Source organism: Peterkaempfera bronchialis (assembly GCF_003258605.2).
Classification (GTDB): Bacteria; Actinomycetota; Actinomycetes; order Streptomycetales; family Streptomycetaceae; genus Peterkaempfera; species Peterkaempfera bronchialis.
Window position 1 is genome coordinate 5,477,991 of sequence record NZ_CP031264.1, and the last position, 18,830, is coordinate 5,496,820.

At 73.4% G+C, this 18,830-nt stretch carries 18 protein-coding genes and 1 pseudogene; 10 read left to right on the top strand and 9 right to left on the bottom strand.

Features of this window, described 5'->3' with window-relative positions; genetic code table 11:
* Positions 1 to 17: 17 nt before the first annotated feature.
* Positions 18 to 848 (bottom strand): SURF1 family cytochrome oxidase biogenesis protein, encoded by an 831-nt coding sequence (locus tag C7M71_RS24165; RefSeq protein ID WP_111490361.1) that lies wholly within the window; start codon positions 846 to 848, stop codon positions 18 to 20.
* 92 nt (positions 849 to 940) lie between these two features.
* On the bottom strand, positions 941 to 1,978 hold the full coding sequence (locus tag C7M71_RS24170) for a DEDDh family exonuclease (RefSeq protein ID WP_111490360.1): 1,038 nt from the start codon (positions 1,976 to 1,978) through the stop codon (positions 941 to 943).
* 330 nt (positions 1,979 to 2,308) lie between these two features.
* On the opposite strand from C7M71_RS24170, the gene C7M71_RS24175 reads away from it, so the two are divergent.
* The 3 genes from C7M71_RS24175 to moaA all read left to right on the top strand — a co-directional run bounded on the left by C7M71_RS24175 (position 2,309) and on the right by moaA (position 5,377).
* Positions 2,309 to 2,677, top strand: coding sequence for a DUF485 domain-containing protein (locus C7M71_RS24175; RefSeq protein ID WP_111490359.1), 369 nt, complete (start codon positions 2,309 to 2,311; stop codon positions 2,675 to 2,677).
* The gene (locus C7M71_RS24180) at positions 2,674 to 4,293 is read left to right on the top strand and encodes a solute symporter family protein (protein WP_111490358.1); all 1,620 of its coding nucleotides are present in this window, start codon (positions 2,674 to 2,676) and stop codon (positions 4,291 to 4,293) included. The genes C7M71_RS24175 and C7M71_RS24180 overlap by 4 nt, the downstream gene beginning before the upstream one ends.
* Before the next feature lie 85 nt (positions 4,294 to 4,378).
* Entirely contained in the window at positions 4,379 to 5,377 is a 999-nt protein-coding gene (gene moaA, locus C7M71_RS24185) for a GTP 3',8-cyclase MoaA (RefSeq protein ID WP_111490357.1), read from the top strand.
* Positions 5,378 to 5,440: 63 nt separating this feature from the next.
* Here the strand turns inward: moaA and C7M71_RS24190 are convergent, their stop codons facing one another.
* A complete protein-coding gene (locus C7M71_RS24190; RefSeq protein WP_229758880.1) occupies positions 5,441 to 5,734 on the bottom strand; it encodes a hypothetical protein in 294 nt (97 codons plus the stop codon).
* A 255-nt stretch (positions 5,735 to 5,989) separates the two neighbouring features.
* Positions 5,990 to 6,376, bottom strand: coding sequence for a DUF3099 domain-containing protein (locus C7M71_RS24195; protein ID WP_111490356.1), 387 nt, complete (start codon positions 6,374 to 6,376; stop codon positions 5,990 to 5,992).
* Positions 6,377 to 6,577: 201 nt separating this feature from the next.
* On the opposite strand from C7M71_RS24195, the gene C7M71_RS24200 reads away from it, so the two are divergent.
* Positions 6,578 to 6,838: a GlsB/YeaQ/YmgE family stress response membrane protein gene (locus tag C7M71_RS24200; RefSeq protein ID WP_111490355.1), complete on the top strand. Its 261-nt coding sequence runs from the start codon at positions 6,578 to 6,580 to the stop codon at positions 6,836 to 6,838.
* Positions 6,839 to 6,902: 64 nt separating this feature from the next.
* On the opposite strand, the gene C7M71_RS24205 is transcribed toward C7M71_RS24200, so the two are convergent.
* From C7M71_RS24205 to C7M71_RS24215, 3 genes are all read right to left on the bottom strand, one after another.
* Positions 6,903 to 8,321, bottom strand: coding sequence for a metallopeptidase TldD-related protein (locus tag C7M71_RS24205; RefSeq protein ID WP_111490354.1), 1,419 nt, complete (start codon positions 8,319 to 8,321; stop codon positions 6,903 to 6,905).
* Positions 8,321 to 9,868 (bottom strand): TldD/PmbA family protein, encoded by a 1,548-nt coding sequence (locus tag C7M71_RS24210; protein WP_111490353.1) that lies wholly within the window; start codon positions 9,866 to 9,868, stop codon positions 8,321 to 8,323. Before C7M71_RS24210 ends, C7M71_RS24205 begins: the two co-directional genes overlap by 1 nt.
* Positions 9,869 to 10,055: 187 nt before the next feature.
* Positions 10,056 to 10,376 carry a DUF3040 domain-containing protein gene (locus C7M71_RS24215; protein WP_111490352.1) on the bottom strand — a complete coding sequence of 107 codons (321 nt, stop codon included), beginning with the start codon at positions 10,374 to 10,376 and terminating at the stop codon, positions 10,056 to 10,058.
* A gap of 165 nt (positions 10,377 to 10,541) precedes the next feature.
* On the opposite strand from C7M71_RS24215, the gene C7M71_RS24220 reads away from it, so the two are divergent.
* The 5 genes and pseudogenes from C7M71_RS24220 to C7M71_RS24240 form a co-directional block, all read left to right on the top strand.
* Positions 10,542 to 11,054 (top strand): GNAT family N-acetyltransferase, encoded by a 513-nt coding sequence (locus C7M71_RS24220; protein WP_111490351.1) that lies wholly within the window; start codon positions 10,542 to 10,544, stop codon positions 11,052 to 11,054.
* Between the two features lie 162 nt (positions 11,055 to 11,216).
* A complete protein-coding gene (locus C7M71_RS24225; RefSeq protein ID WP_111490350.1) occupies positions 11,217 to 12,803 on the top strand; it encodes an adenosine deaminase family protein in 1,587 nt (528 codons plus the stop codon).
* A gap of 149 nt (positions 12,804 to 12,952) precedes the next feature.
* The gene (locus C7M71_RS24230) at positions 12,953 to 14,911 is read left to right on the top strand and encodes a hypothetical protein (RefSeq protein WP_162824345.1); all 1,959 of its coding nucleotides are present in this window, start codon (positions 12,953 to 12,955) and stop codon (positions 14,909 to 14,911) included.
* Between the two features lie 43 nt (positions 14,912 to 14,954).
* On the top strand, positions 14,955 to 15,365 hold the full coding sequence (locus C7M71_RS24235; protein WP_111490348.1) for a DUF5955 family protein: 411 nt from the start codon (positions 14,955 to 14,957) through the stop codon (positions 15,363 to 15,365).
* Positions 15,366 to 15,401: 36 nt separating this feature from the next.
* Positions 15,402 to 15,581: pseudogene (locus C7M71_RS24240) on the top strand (helix-turn-helix domain-containing protein); the annotation flags it as partial.
* A 158-nt stretch (positions 15,582 to 15,739) separates the two neighbouring features.
* Here C7M71_RS24240 and C7M71_RS24245 read toward each other — a convergent pair.
* Together C7M71_RS24245 and C7M71_RS24250 are read right to left on the bottom strand one after the other, a co-directional pair.
* Positions 15,740 to 16,294 (bottom strand): hypothetical protein, encoded by a 555-nt coding sequence (locus C7M71_RS24245; RefSeq protein WP_111490347.1) that lies wholly within the window; start codon positions 16,292 to 16,294, stop codon positions 15,740 to 15,742.
* 131 nt (positions 16,295 to 16,425) lie between these two features.
* Positions 16,426 to 17,772 carry a PP2C family protein-serine/threonine phosphatase gene (locus tag C7M71_RS24250; protein ID WP_111490346.1) on the bottom strand — a complete coding sequence of 449 codons (1,347 nt, stop codon included), beginning with the start codon at positions 17,770 to 17,772 and terminating at the stop codon, positions 16,426 to 16,428.
* A 337-nt stretch (positions 17,773 to 18,109) separates the two neighbouring features.
* Between C7M71_RS24250 and fabG the strand changes: the two genes are divergently transcribed.
* Positions 18,110 to 18,829, top strand: coding sequence for a 3-oxoacyl-[acyl-carrier-protein] reductase (fabG, locus tag C7M71_RS24255; protein WP_111490345.1), 720 nt, complete (start codon positions 18,110 to 18,112; stop codon positions 18,827 to 18,829).
* The last annotated feature ends 1 nt before the right edge of the window (position 18,830 follow it).

Genomic DNA, 18,830 nt, shown 5'->3' on the forward strand with positions numbered 1-18,830 from the left:
CCGGTCCGGCCCCCGGGCTACTGCCCGGCCACCGCCGCCGGGGCGGGGGAGGGCTCCGGCTCGCCGCCTGCCGCCTCGGCCTGCTCGGCCGTACGCTGCGCCCTCAGGTCCTTGGCCTCGCGCCGTACCAGCACCACCCAGCCGACCGGCACCATCGCGGTGAAGAGCCACCACTGCACGGCGTAGGCCATATGGGGGCCGATGTCCGAGTGGTCGGGCTGCGGCAGCTGCTGGGCGTGGACCCGGGGCTCGGGTGCGGTGGAGGCCAGCTCGATATAGCCGCCGAGCACCGGCCCGCTCAGCCGGTCGGCCTGCTGCCCGCTGTTGATCAGCATGTACTGCCGGTCCGGCAGCCCGCCCCGCTCGCGGATTCCGCTGCTGCGCGAGGTCTCGTCGGCGCGCAGCCGTCCGGTCACGGTGACCTCGCCGCTCGGCGCCGCCGGTACCTTCGGGTAGGCGGTGGCGTCGTCGCCGGAGTCCACCCAGCCCCGGTTGACCAGCACCGTGTCCCCGTCGTCGGTGACCAGCGGGGTGATCACGAAGTAGCCGATCCGGTCGCCCCCGGAGTCGGTGCGCTGCCGCACCACGAACTCATGCGCCGGGTCGTAGTGCCCGGAGGCGCTGACGGTCCGCCAGGTGAGGTCGCCGGGGACCTGGAACCCGGGGCTGGTCAGCGACCCGATCGGTACCGGCTTCGCCGCCAGGTTGTCGGCGATCAGGGTGTTGCGGGCCACCCTGGCCTCATGGCGGTGCAACTGCCAGAAGCCCAGCCGGATCATCACGGGCACCAGCAGCAGCGCCAGCAGCGTCGTGATCACCCAGCGCCGGGAGAGCAGAAATCGGTACACACCGGAACGGTACCGCTGCGATCGGGGATCACCCGCGCCGGGGGGCGCCCCGGCCGCTCGGGCCGCTCAGGCGGCTCAAGCCGCCGGCGGGGTCAGCGCGGCGGCCCGCCCGGGTGCGGCACGGAGGTGTGCGGCGCCACGTCGCGCAGCAGCTGCAGAAACGCCTGCTCGTCCATGGTCGGGGTGCCCACCTCCCGGGCCCGCCGCGCCTTGCCGGACCAGCTGCCGGGCTCATTGGTGACCAGCAGGCTGGTGAGCCGGCTCACCGACGAGGCGATATGCAGCCCGGCCTCGATCGCGCGATCCTCCAGCAGCTCCCGGTCGGTCGCGGTGTCGCCGGTGAACGCCACCCGCATGCCCTGGACCAGCGGGCCGCCCTGCTGCCACCGCCCCGGGTTGGGGTAGGGGCAGGTCGGCCGCCTGCGCGAGGGACGGTACGACCCCCAGGAGGAGGAGCCGCTCCGGGCGCCGGGCAGCGACGGCCGGGGGTCGGCCGACTCGACCGGCGGTACACAGGCGGTCAGCGGCAGTGCCAGACCGGCCGCCGCCGCCAGGCGCAGGCTGGGCCGGAATGCCTCGGCCAGCACCCGGGCGTCGTCCAGCGCATGGTGGGCCCGCTGCTGCTCCACCCCGAAGTGCGCGGCCAGCGACTCCAGCTTGTGGTTGGGCAGCGGGAGGCGCAGGTCCCGGGAGAGCACGATGGTGCAGAGCCGCTGCTCGACGGGGGCGGCGCCGCCCATCCGCAGGAACTCATGGGCGATCATGTTCCAGTCGAAGAGCGCATTGTGGGCGACCAGCACCCGCCCGGCCAGCCGCGCCGCCAGCTCCTCCGCCACCTCGGGGAAGGTGGGGGCGCCGTCGAGCATCTCGCTGGTGAGGCCGTGGATCCACACCGGGCCCGGGTCCCGCTGGGGGTTGACGGGGCTGTACCAGTGGTCGACCACCTCGCCGCGCCCGTCCAGCCGGTACACGGCGGCTGACACGATGCGGTCGCTGCGGCCCAGTCCGGTGGTCTCCACGTCGACCACCGCATACCCCTCGGGGTATGCGGTGGGCCAGGTGGGCGGCGGCGGGCAGGCGAAGGGGGCGGACCACTGGGCCTCCCCCTCCGGAGGCTGGAGCGCGTGCATGATGGATCACCATAAGGGCAACCGCCGACAGTGACGGATCGATCACCGTCATCCGGCCCCCGGAGTCCGGCCCGCGCCCCGCCCTGCGGTCAACGTCCGGCCTCGGCCATCACCCGTCCGGTCCGCATGCGTCTCCGCAGGTCACCTTGGACTCTGTCGGGGCCCTGTCACGTTCTGGTTTGCGGCCCTATCATGCGGCGGATGTACAAAGAAGCGTAAAGAAGTGGCGCACGTCACGTCATGTGACGCCACGTCACTTCGCTGCTTCGCCATGCCCTCTCATGAACGGTCAGCACGCCGCGCGCATCCCGACGACGCAGGAGAGACCGAGTGGACACCACACCGCAGCCCGACGCTCCACCCGCACCGGCAGGACCCGACCCTCAGCAGCTCCAACGCATCGCTGACGGCGAGGAGTTCCACGGACTGCGTCGCGCCTTCCGGGGCTTCGCCTTCCCGCTCACGGTGGGCTTCATCGCCTGGTACCTGCTCTATGTGCTGCTCTCCAACTACGCCGGCGGCTTCATGGGCACCACCGTGGTCGGCCACATCAATGTCGCCCTGGTGATGGGCCTGCTCCAGTTCGCCACCACCTTTGCCATCGCCTGGCTCTACTCCCGCCACGCGGCCCGCCGACTGGACCCGCCCGCCGCCGCGATCCGCGAGCGCTTCTCCGCCTCCCAGGAGGGTGTCGAATGACCGCCTCGGTCCTGCTCTCCGCCGGCGCCACCGAGCACCGCACCCTGACCATTACCCTTTTCACCATCTTTGTACTGATTACCCTGGGCATCACCATCTGGGCCGGCCGCCAGACCAAGGACGCCACCGACTTCTACGCCGGCGGACGCTCCTTCACCGGCTTCCAGAACGGCCTCGCCATCTCCGGCGACTACATGTCCGCCGCGTCCTTCCTCGGTATCGCCGGCGCCATCGCCCTCTTCGGCTACGACGGCTTCCTCTACTCCATCGGCTTCCTGGTCGCCTGGCTGGTCGCCCTGCTGCTGGTCGCCGAACCCCTGCGCAACTCCGGCCGCTACACCATGGCCGACGTCCTGGCCTTCCGGATGCGCCAGCGCCCGGTCCGCACCGCGGCGGGCATCTCCACCATTGTGGTGTCGATCTTCTACCTGCTGGCCCAGATGGTCGGCGCCGGCTCCCTGGTGGCCCTGCTGCTCGGCGTCACCGGCGACGCCCCCAAGCAGTGGACCATCGTCGGGGTCGGCGCGCTGATGGTGCTCTATGTCGCCATCGGCGGGATGAAGGGCACCACCTGGGTGCAGATCGTCAAGGCGGTGCTGCTGATCGCCGGCACCCTGCTGATCACGATCCTGGTGCTGGCCAAGTACCACTTCAACCCGTCGTCGCTGCTCGGCGCCGCCTCCGAGGCCAGCGGCAAGGGCGCGGCCTTCCTGGAACCAGGGCTCAAGTACGGACTGACCGGGACCACCAAACTCGACTTCCTCAGCCTGGCCGTCGCCCTGGTGCTGGGCACCGCCGGACTGCCGCACATCCTGGTCCGCTTCTACACCGTCCCCACCGCGCACGCCGCCCGCAAGTCGGTGATCTGGGCCATCGGCATCATCGGCGCCTTCTATCTGATGACCCTCGCCCTGGGCTTCGGCGCCGCCGCCCTGGTCGGCCCGGACGCCATCAAGGCGTCCAACGCGGCGGGCAACACCGCCGCCCCGCAGCTCGCCGAGGCGGTCGGCGGCGGAGCCGGGTCCACCGGGGGCGCGATCCTGCTCGCGGTGATCTCGGCGGTGGCCTTCGCCACCATCCTGGCCGTGGTCGCCGGACTCACCCTGGCCTCCTCCGCCTCCTTCGCCCATGACCTGTGGGCCAATGTGATCCGGCGCGGCAAGGCGGGGGAGCGGGAGGAGGTCTCCACGGCCAAGATCGCCGCCGTGGTGATCGGCGCCATCGCCATCCTGCTCTCCCTCTTCGCGGACAAGCTCAACGCAGCGGCCCTGGTCGCCCTGGCCTTCGCGGTGGCAGCCTCCGCCAACCTGCCGACGCTGCTCTACAGCCTCTTCTGGAAGCGGTTCACCACCACCGGAGCCGTCTGCTCCATCTACGGCGGCCTGGCCACCTCGGTGCTGCTGGTGGTCTTCTCCCCGGTGGTCTCCGGCAAGCCCACCTCGCTGGTCCCGGGCTCCGACTTCGCCTGGTTCCCGCTGGAGAACCCCGGACTGGTCTCCATCCCCATCGGCTTCCTGCTCGGCTGGATCGGCACCCTGCTCTCCAAGGAGACCGCCGACCCCGCCAAGTACGCCGAACTGGAGGTGCGCTCGCTGACCGGCCTCGGGGCCCACTGAGCCGGGTCCACCGCACCGGGCAGGTCATACGGCGGCCACCTCCGCTGTTCGACCCAGCGATTAAGCTGGGCCGAGGAATGAGGAGGTGGCCGCCGTACTCATCGACTCCTTCGGCCGCACAGCCGTCGATCTGCGCGTGTCGCTGACCGACCGCTGCAATCTGCGGTGCACCTACTGCATGCCCGAGGAGGGGATGCAGTGGCTCGCCAAGCCGCAGCTGCTGACCGACGAGGAGATCGTCCGGCTGGTCCGCATCGCCACCACCGACCTGGGCGTCACCGAGGTCCGCTTCACCGGCGGGGAACCGCTGCTCCGCCCCGGCCTGGTGGGGATCGTCGCCGACTGCGCCGCCCTGGAGCAGCGCCCCCGGCTCTCCCTCACCACCAACGCCATCGGCCTCGCCCGCACCGCCGCCGCGCTGCGCGACGCCGGGCTGGACCGGGTCAATGTCTCGCTGGACACCCTCGACCCGGACACCTTCCACACCCTCAGCCGGCGCCACCGCCACCAGGACGTACTGGACGGGCTGGCCGCCGCCGAGAAGGCCGGACTGGCCCCGGTCAAGGTCAACACCGTGCTGCTGCGCGGCGTCAACGACCACGAGGCCCCCGACCTGCTCGCCTGGTGCCTGGAGCACGGCTATGAGCTCCGCTTCATCGAGCAGATGCCGCTGGACGCGCAGCACGGCTGGCAGCGCGCCTCGATGGTCACCGCCGAGGAGATCCTGGAGCGCCTCGCCGCCCGCTTCACCCTCACCCCCGAGCCCGCCGCCCGGCGCGGCGCGGCCCCCGCCGAACGCTGGCTGGTGGACGGCGGCCCGGCCCGGGTGGGCGTGATCGCCTCCGTCACCCGCCCGTTCTGCCGCGCCTGCGACCGTACCCGCCTCACCGCCGACGGCCAGGTCCGCAACTGCCTCTTCGCCCGCGAGGAGACCGACCTGCGCACGGCCCTGCGCAGCGGTGGCTCGGACGCGGAGATAGCGGACCTGTGGCGGGCCGCGATGTGGGGCAAGAAGGCGGGTGCGGGCATCGACGACCCGGACTTCCTGCAACCTGCCCGCCCGATGTCCGCCATCGGCGGCTGACCCCGCCGCCTGCCTGCCTGCATGCCCTGACTGGCTGCCTGCCCCGCCCGGCTGCCCGCCCGGCTACTCCGGCGGCTGCTCCGACCACTCGGCCAGCGGGACCACATCCTTGAGGAACCCCCGCACGCCCAGGAACTGCGACAGCTGCTCGCGGTGCTCCTCGCACGCCAGCCAGGTTTTGCGCCGGTCGGGGGTGTGCAGCTTGGGGTTGTTCCAGGCCAGCACCCACACCGCCGCCGCCCGGCAGCCCTTGGCCGAGCAGACCGGGGCGCCCCCGGGGCCGTCCGCCGCGAGGCCGGGCCCGCCACCGCCCAGCGGGAGGCCGAAGGCGGGCTGGGGCTGCTGAGGGGTGCTCATCGTGTGTTTCCTGACGGTGCCGGGACGGTCTCCCGGCCAGTCTTCCACCCGCCGCCCGCGCCTCGCGCCGGGCCGGTACAGATGGCGACGCCGGGCAGCCACGGGGGGAGCCGCCCGGCGTCGGTCCATCGCTCCGACGGGGGATGCGGAGCGCGTAGGCAGTATGACACGGGCAAGGTCCGCTGAGACCAGGGAACCCCTCGATTGGTTCGAGCTTGCTCCGAGGGTGCCGCAGGGCAGCTGTGAACTCCCAGGTCAGCTGCGTTCCCGAGCCCGTTCCTCCGCTTCGCCGACCACCGTCACCGGCTCCTCCGGCTCCTCCGACGCCTGCTCGGCGTCCCGGTCCGGCCCGGCCAGCGGCGGGGGCTCGCTATGGACGAAGCTGCTGGGCAGCCCCGGCGCGTTCTCCCGGCCGGCGTTGGCCACCACCACGGCGATATAGGGCAGGATCGCGCCACCCACCAGCGCCACGATGGCCAGTGGCCGCTCCACGTTCCACAGCACCACCGCGAGGATCACACAGAGGGTGCGGATCGACATCGAGATGATGTAGCGCCGCTGACGGCCCCGCACATCATCCGTGAGGCTGGCCCGCGCTCCGGTGATCCGGAACACCTCTCCACGCCCGATGCTCTTGCCCATCGCCCACTCGCCGCCCTTGTCCCCGCCCCGATTCCGATCCCCGGGTCCTCTTCCACCGTACGCCGCGCCCTCCGGCCCGACGAGGGCGCCCCGGCGGTACCCGGGTGAGCGGGCCCGAAGACAGCAGGGAGTAACGGCCGCACACCGAGGGCAGATGCCCCATGCACCCCGGCGCCGGTCCGGGTGCGACAGGGAGAGAACATGTCGTTCATATGGGCCATCATCGCGGGCCTCATCATCGGCCTGCTGGCCAAGCTGGTGCTGCCCGGTCGGCAGCCGATCCCGCTCTGGCTGACCATCATCCTCGGCATCGTCGGCGGCCTGGTCGGCAATGCGCTCGCCTCGGCGTTCGGCGTACGGCACACCAGTGGCATCGACTGGATCCGGCACATCTTCCAGATCGGCGCGGCGGCCGTGCTGATCGCCGTGTTCAGCCCCATGTGGGGCCGGCGGAACGTGTAGTGCCCCGCCGGTGTGCGGCGGCGGCCGGGCGGAACACCCGCCCGGCCGGCCGCCGCTTCCGCCGCTACGACGCCTGGCTGACCGAGCTCATATTGAAGTCCGGCACCCGTACGGGTGGCATCGCGGCCCGGGTGAACCAGTCGCCCCACTCGCGGGGCAGGCAGCGCTCGGTGCGGCCCGCCTCGGTGATCCGGCCGAGCAGGTCCACCGGCGACTCATTGAACCGGAAGTTGTTGACCGCGCCGACCACCTCGCCGCCCTCCACCAGGTAGACGCCGTCCCGGGTGAGACCGGTGAGCAGCAGCGTCGCCGGGTCCACCTCCCGGATGTACCAGAGGCAGGTGAGCAGCAGCCCTCGCTCGGTGCGGGCCACCATCTCCTCCAGGGTCGGCGCACCGGCCCGGTCGGCGGTCTCCAGCACCAGGTTGTCCACCGACGGCCTGACCGGCAGCCCGGTCAGCCCGGCCGAGTGGCGGCTGGTGAGCAGATTGGCCAGCTCGCCGTCCCGCACCCAGTCGGTCGCCGCCAGCGGCAGCCCGTTGTCGAACGCCGACTGGTCGCCCCCGGAGGAGTGCGCGACCACGAACGGGGCGGACTCCAGCCCCGGCTCCGCCGGGTCCGAGCGCAGCGTCAGCGGCAGCGGGGACAGCCGCTCGCCCAGCCGGGTGGCGCCGCCGGTCCGGCTGAAGACCGTACGGCCCTCGGCGGCGTCCCGGCCGCCGAGCGACCAGCCGAGGTAGACCATCAGGTCGGCGACGGCGGACGGCGGCAGCAGCGTCTCGTACCGCCCGGCCGGCAGGTCGATCCGCCGCTTGCCCCAGGCCAGCCGCTGCGCCAGCTGCTCCTCCAGGGCACCCGGGTCCACATCGCGGAAGTCGCGGGTGGCGGCCCCGGCCCAGGCCGAGCCCGCCAGGTCGGCCGTCTTGGCGTTGAGCTCCACGGTGCCGGTGGGCTGGTCGTGGCGCAGCCGCAGGCCGGTGGAGGTGCCCAGGTAGGTGGAGGTCATCTCGTGCCGGGCGAACCCGTACAGCAGCCTGCCGCCGTCCCTGGAGCGGGCGAACGCCTCGCCCAGCGCGGGGGCGAAGTCGCCGAAGACGCCGATGTCGGTCTCGGCCGGGGCTGCGGTGAAGCCGGCGTCGGCGGCGGCGCCGCCGACCAGTGGCTGGGCGTCCTCGGCCGGACCCGCGTCGCGGGCGGCCTGCTCGGCGGCCCGGACCAGCGACTCCAGTTCGTCGGCGGTGACCGCCTCGCGGGAGACCACCCCGGAGGCGGTGCCCTCGGCGCCGTCCACGGTGGCGATCACGGTGAGGGTGCGGCTGCGGGTGACGCCGTTGGTGGTGAGCGCGTTGGCCGCCCAGCGGAGGTTGGCGGAGGACTCCTCGTCGGCGATCACGATGCAGCCGTCGGCGCGGGAGAGCTCCAGCGCCCGCTCGACGATCTCGTGCGGCGCCGGCTGCGTCGCCCGGCCGTGGGTGGACTCCATCAGCGACCCGCCTCCTGCTGGGTGTTGAGCACATTGACGTCGCGGAAGAGCGCCGACGGGCAGCCGTGGCTGACGGCGGCGGTCTGGCCCGGCTGGGCCTTGCCGCAGTTGAAGGCGCCGCCGAGGACATAGGTCTGCGGCCCGCCGACGGCCTCCATGGAGCCCCAGAAGTCGGTGGTGGTCGCCTGGTACGCCACGTCCTTGAGCTGCCCGGCCAGCCGGCCGTTGGCGATCCGGTAGAACCGCTGCCCGGTGAACTGGAAGTTGTAGCGCTGCATGTCGATGGACCAGGAGCGGTCGCCGACGATGTAGATGCCGTCCTCCACGCCCGCGATCAGCCCCTCGGTGTCCGGCCCGCCGTCGGCCGGTCGGAGCGACACATTGGCCATCCGCTGCACCGGGACATGCGACGGCGAGTCGGCGAAGGCGCAGCCGTTGGACCGGCCCAGGCCCTTGAGGCGGGCGATCCGCCGGTCCAGCTGGTAGCCGACCAGTACGCCGTCCCGGATCAGGTCCCACGACCGGGTCTGCACGCCCTCGTCGTCCCAGCCGACGGTGGCCAGCCCGTGCTCGGCGGTGCGGTCACCGGTCACCTGCATGATGTCGGAGCCGTACCGCAGGGTGTCCAGCTTGTCGAAGGTGGCGAAGGAGGTGCCCGCGTACGCCGCCTCGTAGCCCAGCGCCCGGTCCAGCTCGGTGGCGTGGCCGATCGACTCATGGATGGTGAGCCAGAGGTTGGACGGGTCGACCACCAGGTCGTAGCGGCCGGGCCGCACGCTCGGCGCCTTCATCTTCTCGGCCAGCAGCTCGGGGATCTCGGCCAGCTCCCGGTCCCAGTCCCAGCCGGTGCCGCGCAGATACTCCCAGCCGCGCCCGGCGGGCGGGGCGATGGAGCGCATCGAGTCGAAGGCACCGGTGCGCTCGTCCACCGCGACGGCCTCGATCACCGGGTGCAGCCGGATGCGCTGCTGGGTGGTGACCGTACCGGCGGTGTCGGCGTAGAACTTGTTCTCCTGCACGGTCAGCAGCGACGCGTCCACATGGGAGACCCCGTCGGCGTCCAGCAGCCGGCGGCTCCAGTCCGTCAGCAGCGCGGTCTTCTCCGCGTCCGGCACCTCGAAGGGGTTGACGTCGTACGCGGAGACCCACACCGCGTCCGGATAGACCGGCTCGTCGGCCAGCTCCACCGGGTCGCCGCTGCCCGCCGCCGCACCCACCCGGGCCGACAGCCGGGCCACCGCCACCGCCTGCTCCGCCACCCGGGCGGCGGCCTCCGGCGTCAGATCCACCCCGGCTGCGAACCCCCAGCTGCCCTCCAGCACCACCCGTACGGCGAAGCCCAGTTGCACACTGTCGGACGACCCCGCGGGCCGGGCGTCGCGCAGCCGCCAGGAGGCGTTGCGGATCCGCTCCAGCCGGAAGTCCGCATGTGCCGCGCCCAAGGCGCGGGCTCTGCTCAGGGCGGCGTCCGCGAGGCCGCGCAGCGGCAGGGCGAGGAAGAGCGGGTCGACGGCCCGGGCGCGGGCCGTGGTGGGTGTCTCCGGCATTGGACTCCCTGTCCGGGTCTGAGGTGCCGCCGCCGCAGAGCCGGGGATCTCCCGTACGGCGGCGCACGGGCGCCCCCGCACAGGGATGCCCGCAGGGCATCATGACCTGTTCAACCGATTGCTGCCAGCCGGTTTTCTGCTGTCAGCCGGTTTTCGCGGGGAGCCGTCCACGGAGAGCCGCCGGCCGTCAGCCGGCGCGGCGTCTGCGCCAGGTCACCACCAGCACCGCCACCACGAGCAGCCCGGAGCCGATCAGCGCCGAGCCCCCGCACACGGTCAGCACCCGGTCACGGGAGGCGGACCCGGTGGAGAGCAGCACCATACCCAGCAGGAACGCCAATCCGGCCACGACCACCACCGTGCCCAGCCACGCATGCCGGACCGCTGCCCGCAGCCGGCTGCGGCGGTCGCCGAAGCTGCCGAGCAGCCGCGCCAGAGCCGGATCCCGCTCGGTGAGGTGCTGCTCGATATCGGCGAGGACCTGCCGGTCGTGCATCGAGAGACCCATGGGCACCTCCCGTGTTCGGCGGAGCGTGCGGTCCCACCACCGGTGTCCTGTGGACAGGGGGCAGAGCCGCGCCGTGTCACCCCTCCATCATCCCACTCCCGCCCCCGACCGCCACCGACCGCCGCCGCCGACCGCGAGCGGCCTTCCCCTGGCACCATCGCGGTCATGGCAGACGACATCGAGTTCCTACGCGCCGGGCCGGAGCAGACCACGGAGGTCCTGGCCGTGCTGGACGAGGCGGCGGCCTGGCTCCGGAGCCGGGGCGTCGACCAGTGGCCCGCCCGGTTCGAGGCGGCCTGGATCGAGCCGGGCATCGCCCAGGGCGACACCTGGATCGTCCGGACCGGCGGCCGGACCGCCGCCACCGTCACCCTCGACTGGTTCGACCCCGTCTGGTCCGACCACCCCGGCCCGGCCGGCTACCTCCACCGTCTCGCCGTACGCCGCCACGCGGCGGGCCTCGGCGCCCGCATCCTCGACTGGGCCGCCGCCACCCTCGCCCACACCGGCCGCCACCTCCGGCTCGACTGCCTCGCCGCCAACACCGCCCTGCGCGCCTACTACGAGTCCGCTGGCTTCACCCACCGCGGCGACACCCGGGTCGGCGGCGCCCCGGGCCAACGCCGCCACGACGGCCCCGCCACCCTCGTCAGCCGCTACGAGAAACCCCTCGCATAAGGATCACGCCGTGGTGGTGGGGACCGGTGCTGTCCTGCCGCAGTGAGACATGCGTGCGCCGGGGGCGTGGGCGGGGGGTGTGCGCCGGTGGGTGCTGCGGTGAGTCGACGCGGTGCGGCCTGTCGCCGGGTGATCCGGGGGCGGGGTGTCCAGGATGCGGCCATGACCTTCGTACCCCGAGTGGCCGCACGGCGCCGTACTGTCCTGTTCCCGCTGGCAGTGAGCGCCGCGCTGGCGCTCTCGCTGCTGCCCGCGCAGTCGGCGTCCGCCACGGACGGCGCGGGCGGTGTCACCGCCGCCGAGCGCGGTGCCTCGGCCTATCTCCAGAGCATCCGCGACCGGCCCACCGCGCTGGCCGCGTTCTTCCGCGACCTCCCCAAGGGCGGGGACCTGCACAACCACCTGTCCGGCGCCGCCTCCACCGAACTGCTGCTGCGGCTGGCGGCTGAGGACGGCCTCTGCATCGACCGGACCAGTTCCACCGCGAGCCCGCCCCCGTGCACCGGGAACACCCGGCCGGCGGCCGACGCCGAGACCGACGCGGCCTTCCGGCGCCAGGTGATCCGGGCCTGGTCGATGCAGGACTTCAAGCCCGGCGAGGAGTCGGGCCACGACCACTTCTTCGCCACCTTCGGCAAGTTCGGCGAGGCCAGCTGGCGCCACCCCGGACGGCTGCTGGCCGAGGTCGCGGACACGGCCGCCGAGCAGAACCAGTTCTATCTGGAGACCATGCTCACCCCCGCCTCCTCCGGGGCCGCCGCGCTCGCCTCCAAGGTCGGCTATGACAGCGACCTGGCCCGGATGCGCGGCAAGCTGCTGGCCGACGGCGGGATCGACACGCTGGTACGGCAGGCGAAGAGCGACGCGGACGCGACCATGGCGGAGTTCCGCACCGCCGCGCACTGCGGCACCGCCCGACCGCGCCCCGGCTGCGCGCTGCCCGTCCGGTTCATCTCCCAGGTGTCCCGTTCCGGCCCGCCCGAGCGGGTCTTCACCCAGATGCTGCTGGGCATGGAACTCGCCCGGCACGACCCGCGCTATGTCGCGATCAACCTGGTGCAGCCCGAGGACGCCCCGGTCTCGCTGCGCGACTACAGCCTCCAGATGCGGATGCTGGACTACCTGCACGGGCAGTACCCCGCCGCCCACATCACCCTGCACGCGGGCGAACTGGTCCCCGGCCTGGTCAAGCCCGAGGACCTGCGCTTCCACATCCGCGAGGCCGTGCTCGTCGGCCACGCCGAGCGGATCGGCCACGGTGTCGACCTGCGCCACGAGGACGACCCGCAGGGGCTGCTGCGGCTGATGGCCAGGCGGCATGTGCTGGTCGAGGTCCCGCTGACCAGCAATGCGCAGATCCTCAATGTCTCCGGCCCCGAGCACCCCTTCCAGCTGTACCGGCAGTACGGCGTCCCGGTCGCCCTGGCCACCGATGACCCCGGCGTGGAGCGGATCGACATCAGCCACGAGTACCAGCGGGCGGCGCTGACCTACCGGTTGGACTACCACGCGCTGAAGGACCTGGCCCGGGCCTCCCTGGAGTACGCCTTCCTGCCCGGCCGCAGCCTGTGGCGCGACCGGGACGGCTACCGGGTGGTGCCGGAGTGCTCGGCGGACCGCCCCGGCCACGCCCGCCCGGGCTCCCGCTGCGCCGCCTTCCTGGCGTCCAGCGCCAAGGCCGCAGTGGAGTGGAGGCAGGAGGCCGCCTTCGGGGCGTTCGAGCAGCGGGCCGTCAGGCAGGCGTTCTGACGGACCGGCGGCCGGAACCGAGGTGACGGTCCGGGGCCACCCGGTGCAGACTGAGCGGCACATTCCGTACTGAGCACGGCAGAAGGCGGGCCCCGGACGTGGATCACCCCCGTCCGGGGCCCGCTCCGCCAGGGAAGGGGCCACCCCTGATGAGCCGACCGTCCGGACCCGTCCCCGGACAGCGCCCGGAGCCCTCCGGAGCCATGCCGCCGCCGCCCACCGCCGCCCCGCCGGGCCCGCTCCGGCAGCTCATCCAGGCTCAGGCCGGAAACGCACAGGGGGACGCCACCGCCTATCTGCGCGGAGCCGCGCACCTCGACCCGGCCTTCCGGGACGCGGTGATCGAGGAACTGGTCGAGAATCCGCACCGCATCCCGCCCCCGTCCTTCGGGGTGGACCTGGTCGCGATCCTCAAGGAGTGCTTTGCGGCGCGGCGGTGGGCCGTGCAGCGGGGCCTGCTGATGCTCGGCCTGCCCCTGCTGCTCCTGCCGGTCGACGTGTGGGGCGCCCTGGCCCTGCCGCTAACGGTGCTGTCGGTCCGCTGGTCGCTCTTCCTGGCCCGGGTGCTGGTCCGGCTTCTGGAGCGGGCGGCGGCCCGGATCGGCGTCTCCGGGTCGGCCCGGGCCGTCCGCCTGCTCGGCGCACTGGTCTGGCTCTGGACCATGCTGGCCGTGGCCTGGACGGTCGGCGGTACGGCGCTGGCGCTGGTCGCGGCCGGGTTCTCCGGCGACTCCTCGCACTCCTCGCAGCGGTGTGCGTATGACTACGGCGCGGAGCGGTACTCCTGCACCGGGGCGGACGGCCCCGGGCACGCCACCCTCTGGGTCGCGCTGCTGGTGTTCGCGGCCTGGACCGCAGTGGCGGCGGTCGACCGGTACCGGAGGCTGGTCACCCTGCATCGACTCGGCACCGGGCGGGCCCCGATGCCGGCGGACGAGGGCGCCCGCGCCGCCCGCTACCGCAGGCTCCGGCAGCAGCAGGCCGACCCGGACGTGGTCTACAGCGACTATGCGCCGTTCGTCGGGGCGGGCGTCGAAGTGGACCACTGGTCCTTCGCCATCGAGCTGGTGCCGGACGCCCCGGCGGCGACCGACCTCCTGGCCAAGCAGCCGACCCCGCCCGCTGCCCCCGCCGTGCTCACCGCCCCGGCGGTGCACGCCCGCCTCCGTACCGACCTGCTCCGCCTGGGCGAGACCGGTACTCCGCCGCACCCCGGCGACCGGCTGCACGGCATCAGGGTGATCGACTACGTCTTCAAGCGCGGGCTGCGGCTCGGCCCCGCCGGGGACTGGAGCGGTACCGGCCCGGACTCGGCCTTCGCCCGGGTGGCCCCGCACGCCATGCGGGACGCGGCCTGGCAGCTCCAGCCCGGCCGGCCCGGCGATTCCGGCGATTCCGGCGGGCAGCCGCCGGTGCCGCCGCAGACCTGGTGGGTGGACAGCCTGGACCTGGCCGCCGAGGAGCGGCTGCGGCACTACCTGGCGGTGCGGGTGGACAGTTGGGGCGGTGAGCTGGTGCTGACCGTCTTCACCCGGGTGCAGTTGCAGGGCGGCCTGCTCTTCCTGGAGAACCGCGCCTTTCTGCTGCCGCCGATCGCCCGCGCCCACCACGCGATCGACACCGCGATGCCGCCGGCCGACGCGGGGGACTGGATCGGGTTGGTGTGGCGGTCCCTGGGTTCGGCCCTGGTGCTGCCGGGCCGGGCGGTGCCGGACCTCTTCCGCACGGTGCGCACCGCCGTCCGGACCGCCCGCCGAGAGGCTTGGTACGAGCGGATGTGCCGGGCCGACCGGCCGGTGGACCACGGCCCCGCGTACTCGGTGCGGGAGCTGGGCGCGGAGCCCGAGTTCCAGCAGCTCTTCCAGGAGATGGACGTGCTCCGGTTCCTGAAGAGCATCGAGACCCGCACCCTGACGTCGGTGCGCAACTGCCTGCGCGAGCACGGCTACCGCACCGATGAGTACGACGCCCGGCAGAGCGTGGTGATCAACAACGGGGTGCAGGTCGGCGGCAATGTCACCGGGAACGTCCAGAGTGGTGCCCACGCCCGCGCGACCTACCAGCAGGTGCAGGCGCCCCAGCCGCGCATCGGGACCTCGAAGGGGTGACGGGCGATCCCCAAAGGTCCAGGAGAGTCGAGGAGTTGACGGTATGACGACAACACCGGACGAGCACGCCGGGGGCGCGGGCGGCGCCATCCACATCGCCGGCTCGGTCACCGGCAATGTGCAGACCGGCAGCCATGCCCGCGCCGAGTACACCCGGTACGGCGGCGGGGGCGCCGGGGCGGCGGAGACGGCGGCGGTGCGGCAACTGCTGGCGGCCGTGGAGGCGTTGCGCGAGCAGCTGCGGGCCGCCGACCCCGCAGCGCTGCCCGGCGGGGCCGCCCAGGCAGCCGAGGCGGCGCTGGAGGAGGTGGCCGAGGCGGCGCCCGGTACCGGCGAACCGGAGCGGGGCCGTATCCAGCGGGCGGTCTTCACCCTGACCGGGGCGCTGGCCTCGGCGGCCGGGCTGGCCGAGGCGGTGCGGGCGCTGCGCGATGCGGCGGCGCCCTGGTTCTGACCCCGGGGGCAGAGCGGGCGGCCCAAGCTGTGCCGCATGGATCCGGAGCTGCGGCAGCTGAAGACGGTCCGGGCGACCGCCGAGGCGGGGAGCCTCACCAGGGCGGCGACGGCGCTGGGGCCGACGCAGCCGGCGCTCAGCGGGCAGCCGAAGCGGATCGAGCGGACGCCGGGCGGCGCGCTCTCTGTGCGGGTGCGGCACGGGGTGCGGGCGACCAGGTCACCCATGGCTCGGCGGCCTGCCGGTGCCTCCAGGGGCACCAGGCCCAGACGGGTCGGGAGCCGCCGAACGTACCGGCGCTCTGGCAGCGACTCTGACCGGTCAGGCACACTGCGGACGGCGGCCGGAGCGCGCCCCTCACGGGCTCCGGCCGCTCAGCAGGCCGGTTCCAGCGGGTCCGCCTGGAGCGCCCGCAGCAGTTGCGGCCGGTGCAGCTCGGCCACCGGGGCGAGCAGGTCCGGGTGGCGCAGCAGTGCGGCGGCCCGGTGGTCGTGGTCGCCAGGGGCGGTCAGCCGGCGGAAGTCGGCGGCGGTGCCGCCGTCCCCGGAGACGGCGAGGGCCGCCACGGCGGTCGCGGCCAGCGCGGGGTCGGCCAGCAGGCAGGCGGCCCAGCTGGCGACGACCTCGTCCACCCAGGTCCGCCAGGCGTCAGCGGGATCCCCGTACTCGCCGTACTCCCCGTATTCGCCGTACTCGGCGGTGTCGGCGCCGCTGAGCCGGTCCAGCCGGTCGGAGCCGCCGGGCCCGACCATCACCAGCAGCTCCGCGTCGAGCGCGCCCGGGTAGCGCAGCCGGGCCGCCACGGTGGCCGCCTGCCGGGCCTGTGCCTCGGCCAGGGCGCGGCCCAGCGGGCCGCCGGGCGGCGGTGGATAGGCCCGGATCAGCCACTGCGCCGTGGCGGCGATGACGGGGGTCAGGTCGACGGACACCGGTGCCGGCCTCCTTCGCTGCGGTGTGCGGTCGGGACGCTGCGACCGTACCGGGCGAAAGGGGTGGAACGGGTCGGATCATGACGAAAGTCACGGCCGCCGCCGGGCCTCCCGCCCCCGCGGCGGGCTGATCAGGGCGCCAGCCGCAGCGCCAGCAGGGCCACGTCGTCGTGGAAGACGCCGCCCCGGTGGCCCAGCAGGGCGTCGCAGAGGTCCGGCAGCGGCCGCCCGGTCATCGCCTCCGCGACCCGGGCGAGGTCGCCCATGCCCCGGTCCAGGGAGTGCCGGGGATGCTCGATCAGCCCGTCCGTGAAGAGCAGCAGGGTGCTGCCCGAGGTCACCGTCTCGTGGTGGTCGGGGCGGGGCAGGTCGGGGTCGACGCCCAGCGGGATGCCCGACTCCCCGCCGTACAGGTAGCGCGCCCGCCCGTCCGGCGTGATCAGCAGCGGCGGCAGATGCCCGGCGCTGGCCCACCAGAGCCGCCAGTGGTCGGGTCCCTGCTCGTCCAGCCGGGCGACCAGCACGGTCGCCATCGGGCCGCCGTGCAGGCGGTGCAGCACCTCGTCCAGCCGGTGCAGGATCCGGCTCGGCGGCTCCTGCTCGTCGAAGGCGATCACCCGCAGCATGTTGCTGATCTGGCTCATCACGGTGGCGGCGTGCAGGTCGTGGCCCATGACATCGCCGATCATCAGGCAGGGCGCACCGTCGGGCAGCCGGATCAGGTCGTACCAGTCGCCGCCCACCCGGGGGATCTCGGACGAGGGCTGGTAGCGGGCCTCCAGGTGGAGCGCGCCGAGGTCCGGGAGGTCCGGCAGCAGCCGGCGCTGGAACTCCTCGGTGGCCTCCCGCAGCCGCCGGTACAGGCGGGCGTTCTCGATGGCCACCCCGGCCGCGCCGGCCAGCGCGCTCACCACCGACTCGTCGGCCTCGGTGAAGGGGCTGCCGTCGTTCTTGTCCGCGAGGTAGAGGTTTCCGTACACGACGCCACGGACCAGGATCGGGACGCCCAGCAGGGTCTCCAGCACCGGATGCCCGGCCGGGAGCCCGGCGGCATGGGGATGGCTCGCCAGGCTGTCCACCCGCAGCGGTCGCGGATTGCGCACCAGCTCGCCGAGGATGCCCTCCCCGTGCGGCGTCAGCCCCAGCGCGGCGAAGCCCTCGGCGCCCTCGCCGGACGGGATCAGCTCGGCGAAGTCGCCCTCCTCGTTGAGCACCCCCAGGGCGCCGTGGCGGGCGTCCACCAGGGCGCGGGCGGCGTCCGCGATGGTGTGCAGCACCGAGGAGAGCTCCAGTTCGCCGCTGATCGACAGCACCGCGTCGAGCAGTCGGTGCATCCGCTGGTGGAGGTCGGCGGCCTGCCGCAGTCCGGTCCGGATCCGGTCCAGGTCGTCGTCGTCCAGCCCGCCGGCCCGATGGGCACCCAGGCCCGGCCGGGCGTCGTCCGGCCCGGTTCCGGGTGCTTCGGCTGACGTACCCATGGTTCTCCGTCCCGCCGGTCGGCAGCGGTCACGTGCGTCAGGGCCGCGCCGAGGCCGGATCCTGTGAGTACGAGTGCCCCGGGCGGCCCGGCTCATTCGCCACCCCCGCAGCCCGGCGGCGGGGCGGCTGCCCGGACAGGGGGAGGACACTGGCCCCGGGGGTATCCGCCGTCCGGGGAAGGCCGACTGTGGGGAACCCACAGTTCAGCGCCGGTCGCACTGTGGGAGGCGGATGCGCCCGCCGCCGCCCCGGCCCGATAGCGTCACAATGCGTGCCCAGACCGCGCCGGCCGGACCGGCCCCGCAGGACCCCGAACGACCAGGAAAGAGGTGGACCGTGAGCCGCTCGGTTCTCGTCACCGGAGGCAACCGGGGCATCGGCCTCGCGATTGCCCAGGCATTTGCCGAGGCCGGCGACAAGGTCGCCATCACCAGCCGCTCCGGCGAGGTCCCGGAGGCCCTGGCGAAGTACGACGTGCTCGCGGTCCGGTGCGACATCACCGACGCGCAGCAGGTCGAGGACGCCTTCAAGGAGATCGACGAGGCGCACGGCCGGGTCGAGGTGCTGGTGGCGAACGCCGGCATCACCAAGGACACCCTGCTGCTGCGCATGTCCGAGGAGGACTTCAGCTCCGTCCTGGACACCAACCTCACCGGCACCTTCCGCGTCGTCAAGCACGCCGCCAAGGGCATGCTGCGGCTGCGCAAGGGCCGCGTCGTCCTGATCTCCTCCGTCGTCGGCCTGTCGGGCTCGGCGGGCCAGGCCAACTACGCCGCCTCCAAGGCCGGACTGGTGGGCTTCGCCCGCTCCCTGGCCCGCGAACTGGGCTCGCGCAACATCACCGTCAACGTCGTCGCCCCGGGCTTCGTCGAGACCGACATGACCGCGGTGCTCGGCGACGAGCGCCGCGCGGAGATCCTCGCGGGCGTGCCGCTCGGCCGCTACGCCGCGCCCGCCGAGATCGCCTCCGCGGTGCGCTTCCTCTCCTCGGACGACGCCGCGTACATCACCGGAGCCGTCGTTCCCGTCGACGGCGGATTGGGCATGGGTCACTGAT

What these genes read in the sequence shown, in the direction of transcription:
- C7M71_RS24170 (WP_111490360.1), bottom strand. Translation starts at nt 1,978, where the DNA reads ATGCACGCGCTCCAGCCTCCGGAGGGGGAGGCCCAGTGGTCCGCCCCC.
- C7M71_RS24180 (WP_111490358.1), top strand. Translation starts at nt 2,674, where the DNA reads ATGACCGCCTCGGTCCTGCTCTCCGCCGGCGCCACCGAGCACCGCACC.
- C7M71_RS24190 (WP_229758880.1), bottom strand. Translation starts at nt 5,734, where the DNA reads ATGAGCACCCCTCAGCAGCCCCAGCCCGCCTTCGGCCTCCCGCTGGGC.
- C7M71_RS24195 (WP_111490356.1), bottom strand. Translation starts at nt 6,376, where the DNA reads ATGGGCAAGAGCATCGGGCGTGGAGAGGTGTTCCGGATCACCGGAGCG.
- C7M71_RS24200 (WP_111490355.1), top strand. Translation starts at nt 6,578, where the DNA reads ATGTCGTTCATATGGGCCATCATCGCGGGCCTCATCATCGGCCTGCTG.
- C7M71_RS24205 (WP_111490354.1), bottom strand. Translation starts at nt 8,321, where the DNA reads ATGGAGTCCACCCACGGCCGGGCGACGCAGCCGGCGCCGCACGAGATC.
- C7M71_RS24210 (WP_111490353.1), bottom strand. Translation starts at nt 9,868, where the DNA reads ATGCCGGAGACACCCACCACGGCCCGCGCCCGGGCCGTCGACCCGCTC.
- C7M71_RS24215 (WP_111490352.1), bottom strand. Translation starts at nt 10,376, where the DNA reads ATGGGTCTCTCGATGCACGACCGGCAGGTCCTCGCCGATATCGAGCAG.
- C7M71_RS24220 (WP_111490351.1), top strand. Translation starts at nt 10,542, where the DNA reads ATGGCAGACGACATCGAGTTCCTACGCGCCGGGCCGGAGCAGACCACG.
- C7M71_RS24225 (WP_111490350.1), top strand. Translation starts at nt 11,217, where the DNA reads ATGACCTTCGTACCCCGAGTGGCCGCACGGCGCCGTACTGTCCTGTTC.
- C7M71_RS24230 (WP_162824345.1), top strand. Translation starts at nt 12,953, where the DNA reads ATGAGCCGACCGTCCGGACCCGTCCCCGGACAGCGCCCGGAGCCCTCC.
- C7M71_RS24235 (WP_111490348.1), top strand. Translation starts at nt 14,955, where the DNA reads ATGACGACAACACCGGACGAGCACGCCGGGGGCGCGGGCGGCGCCATC.
- C7M71_RS24250 (WP_111490346.1), bottom strand. Translation starts at nt 17,772, where the DNA reads ATGGGTACGTCAGCCGAAGCACCCGGAACCGGGCCGGACGACGCCCGG.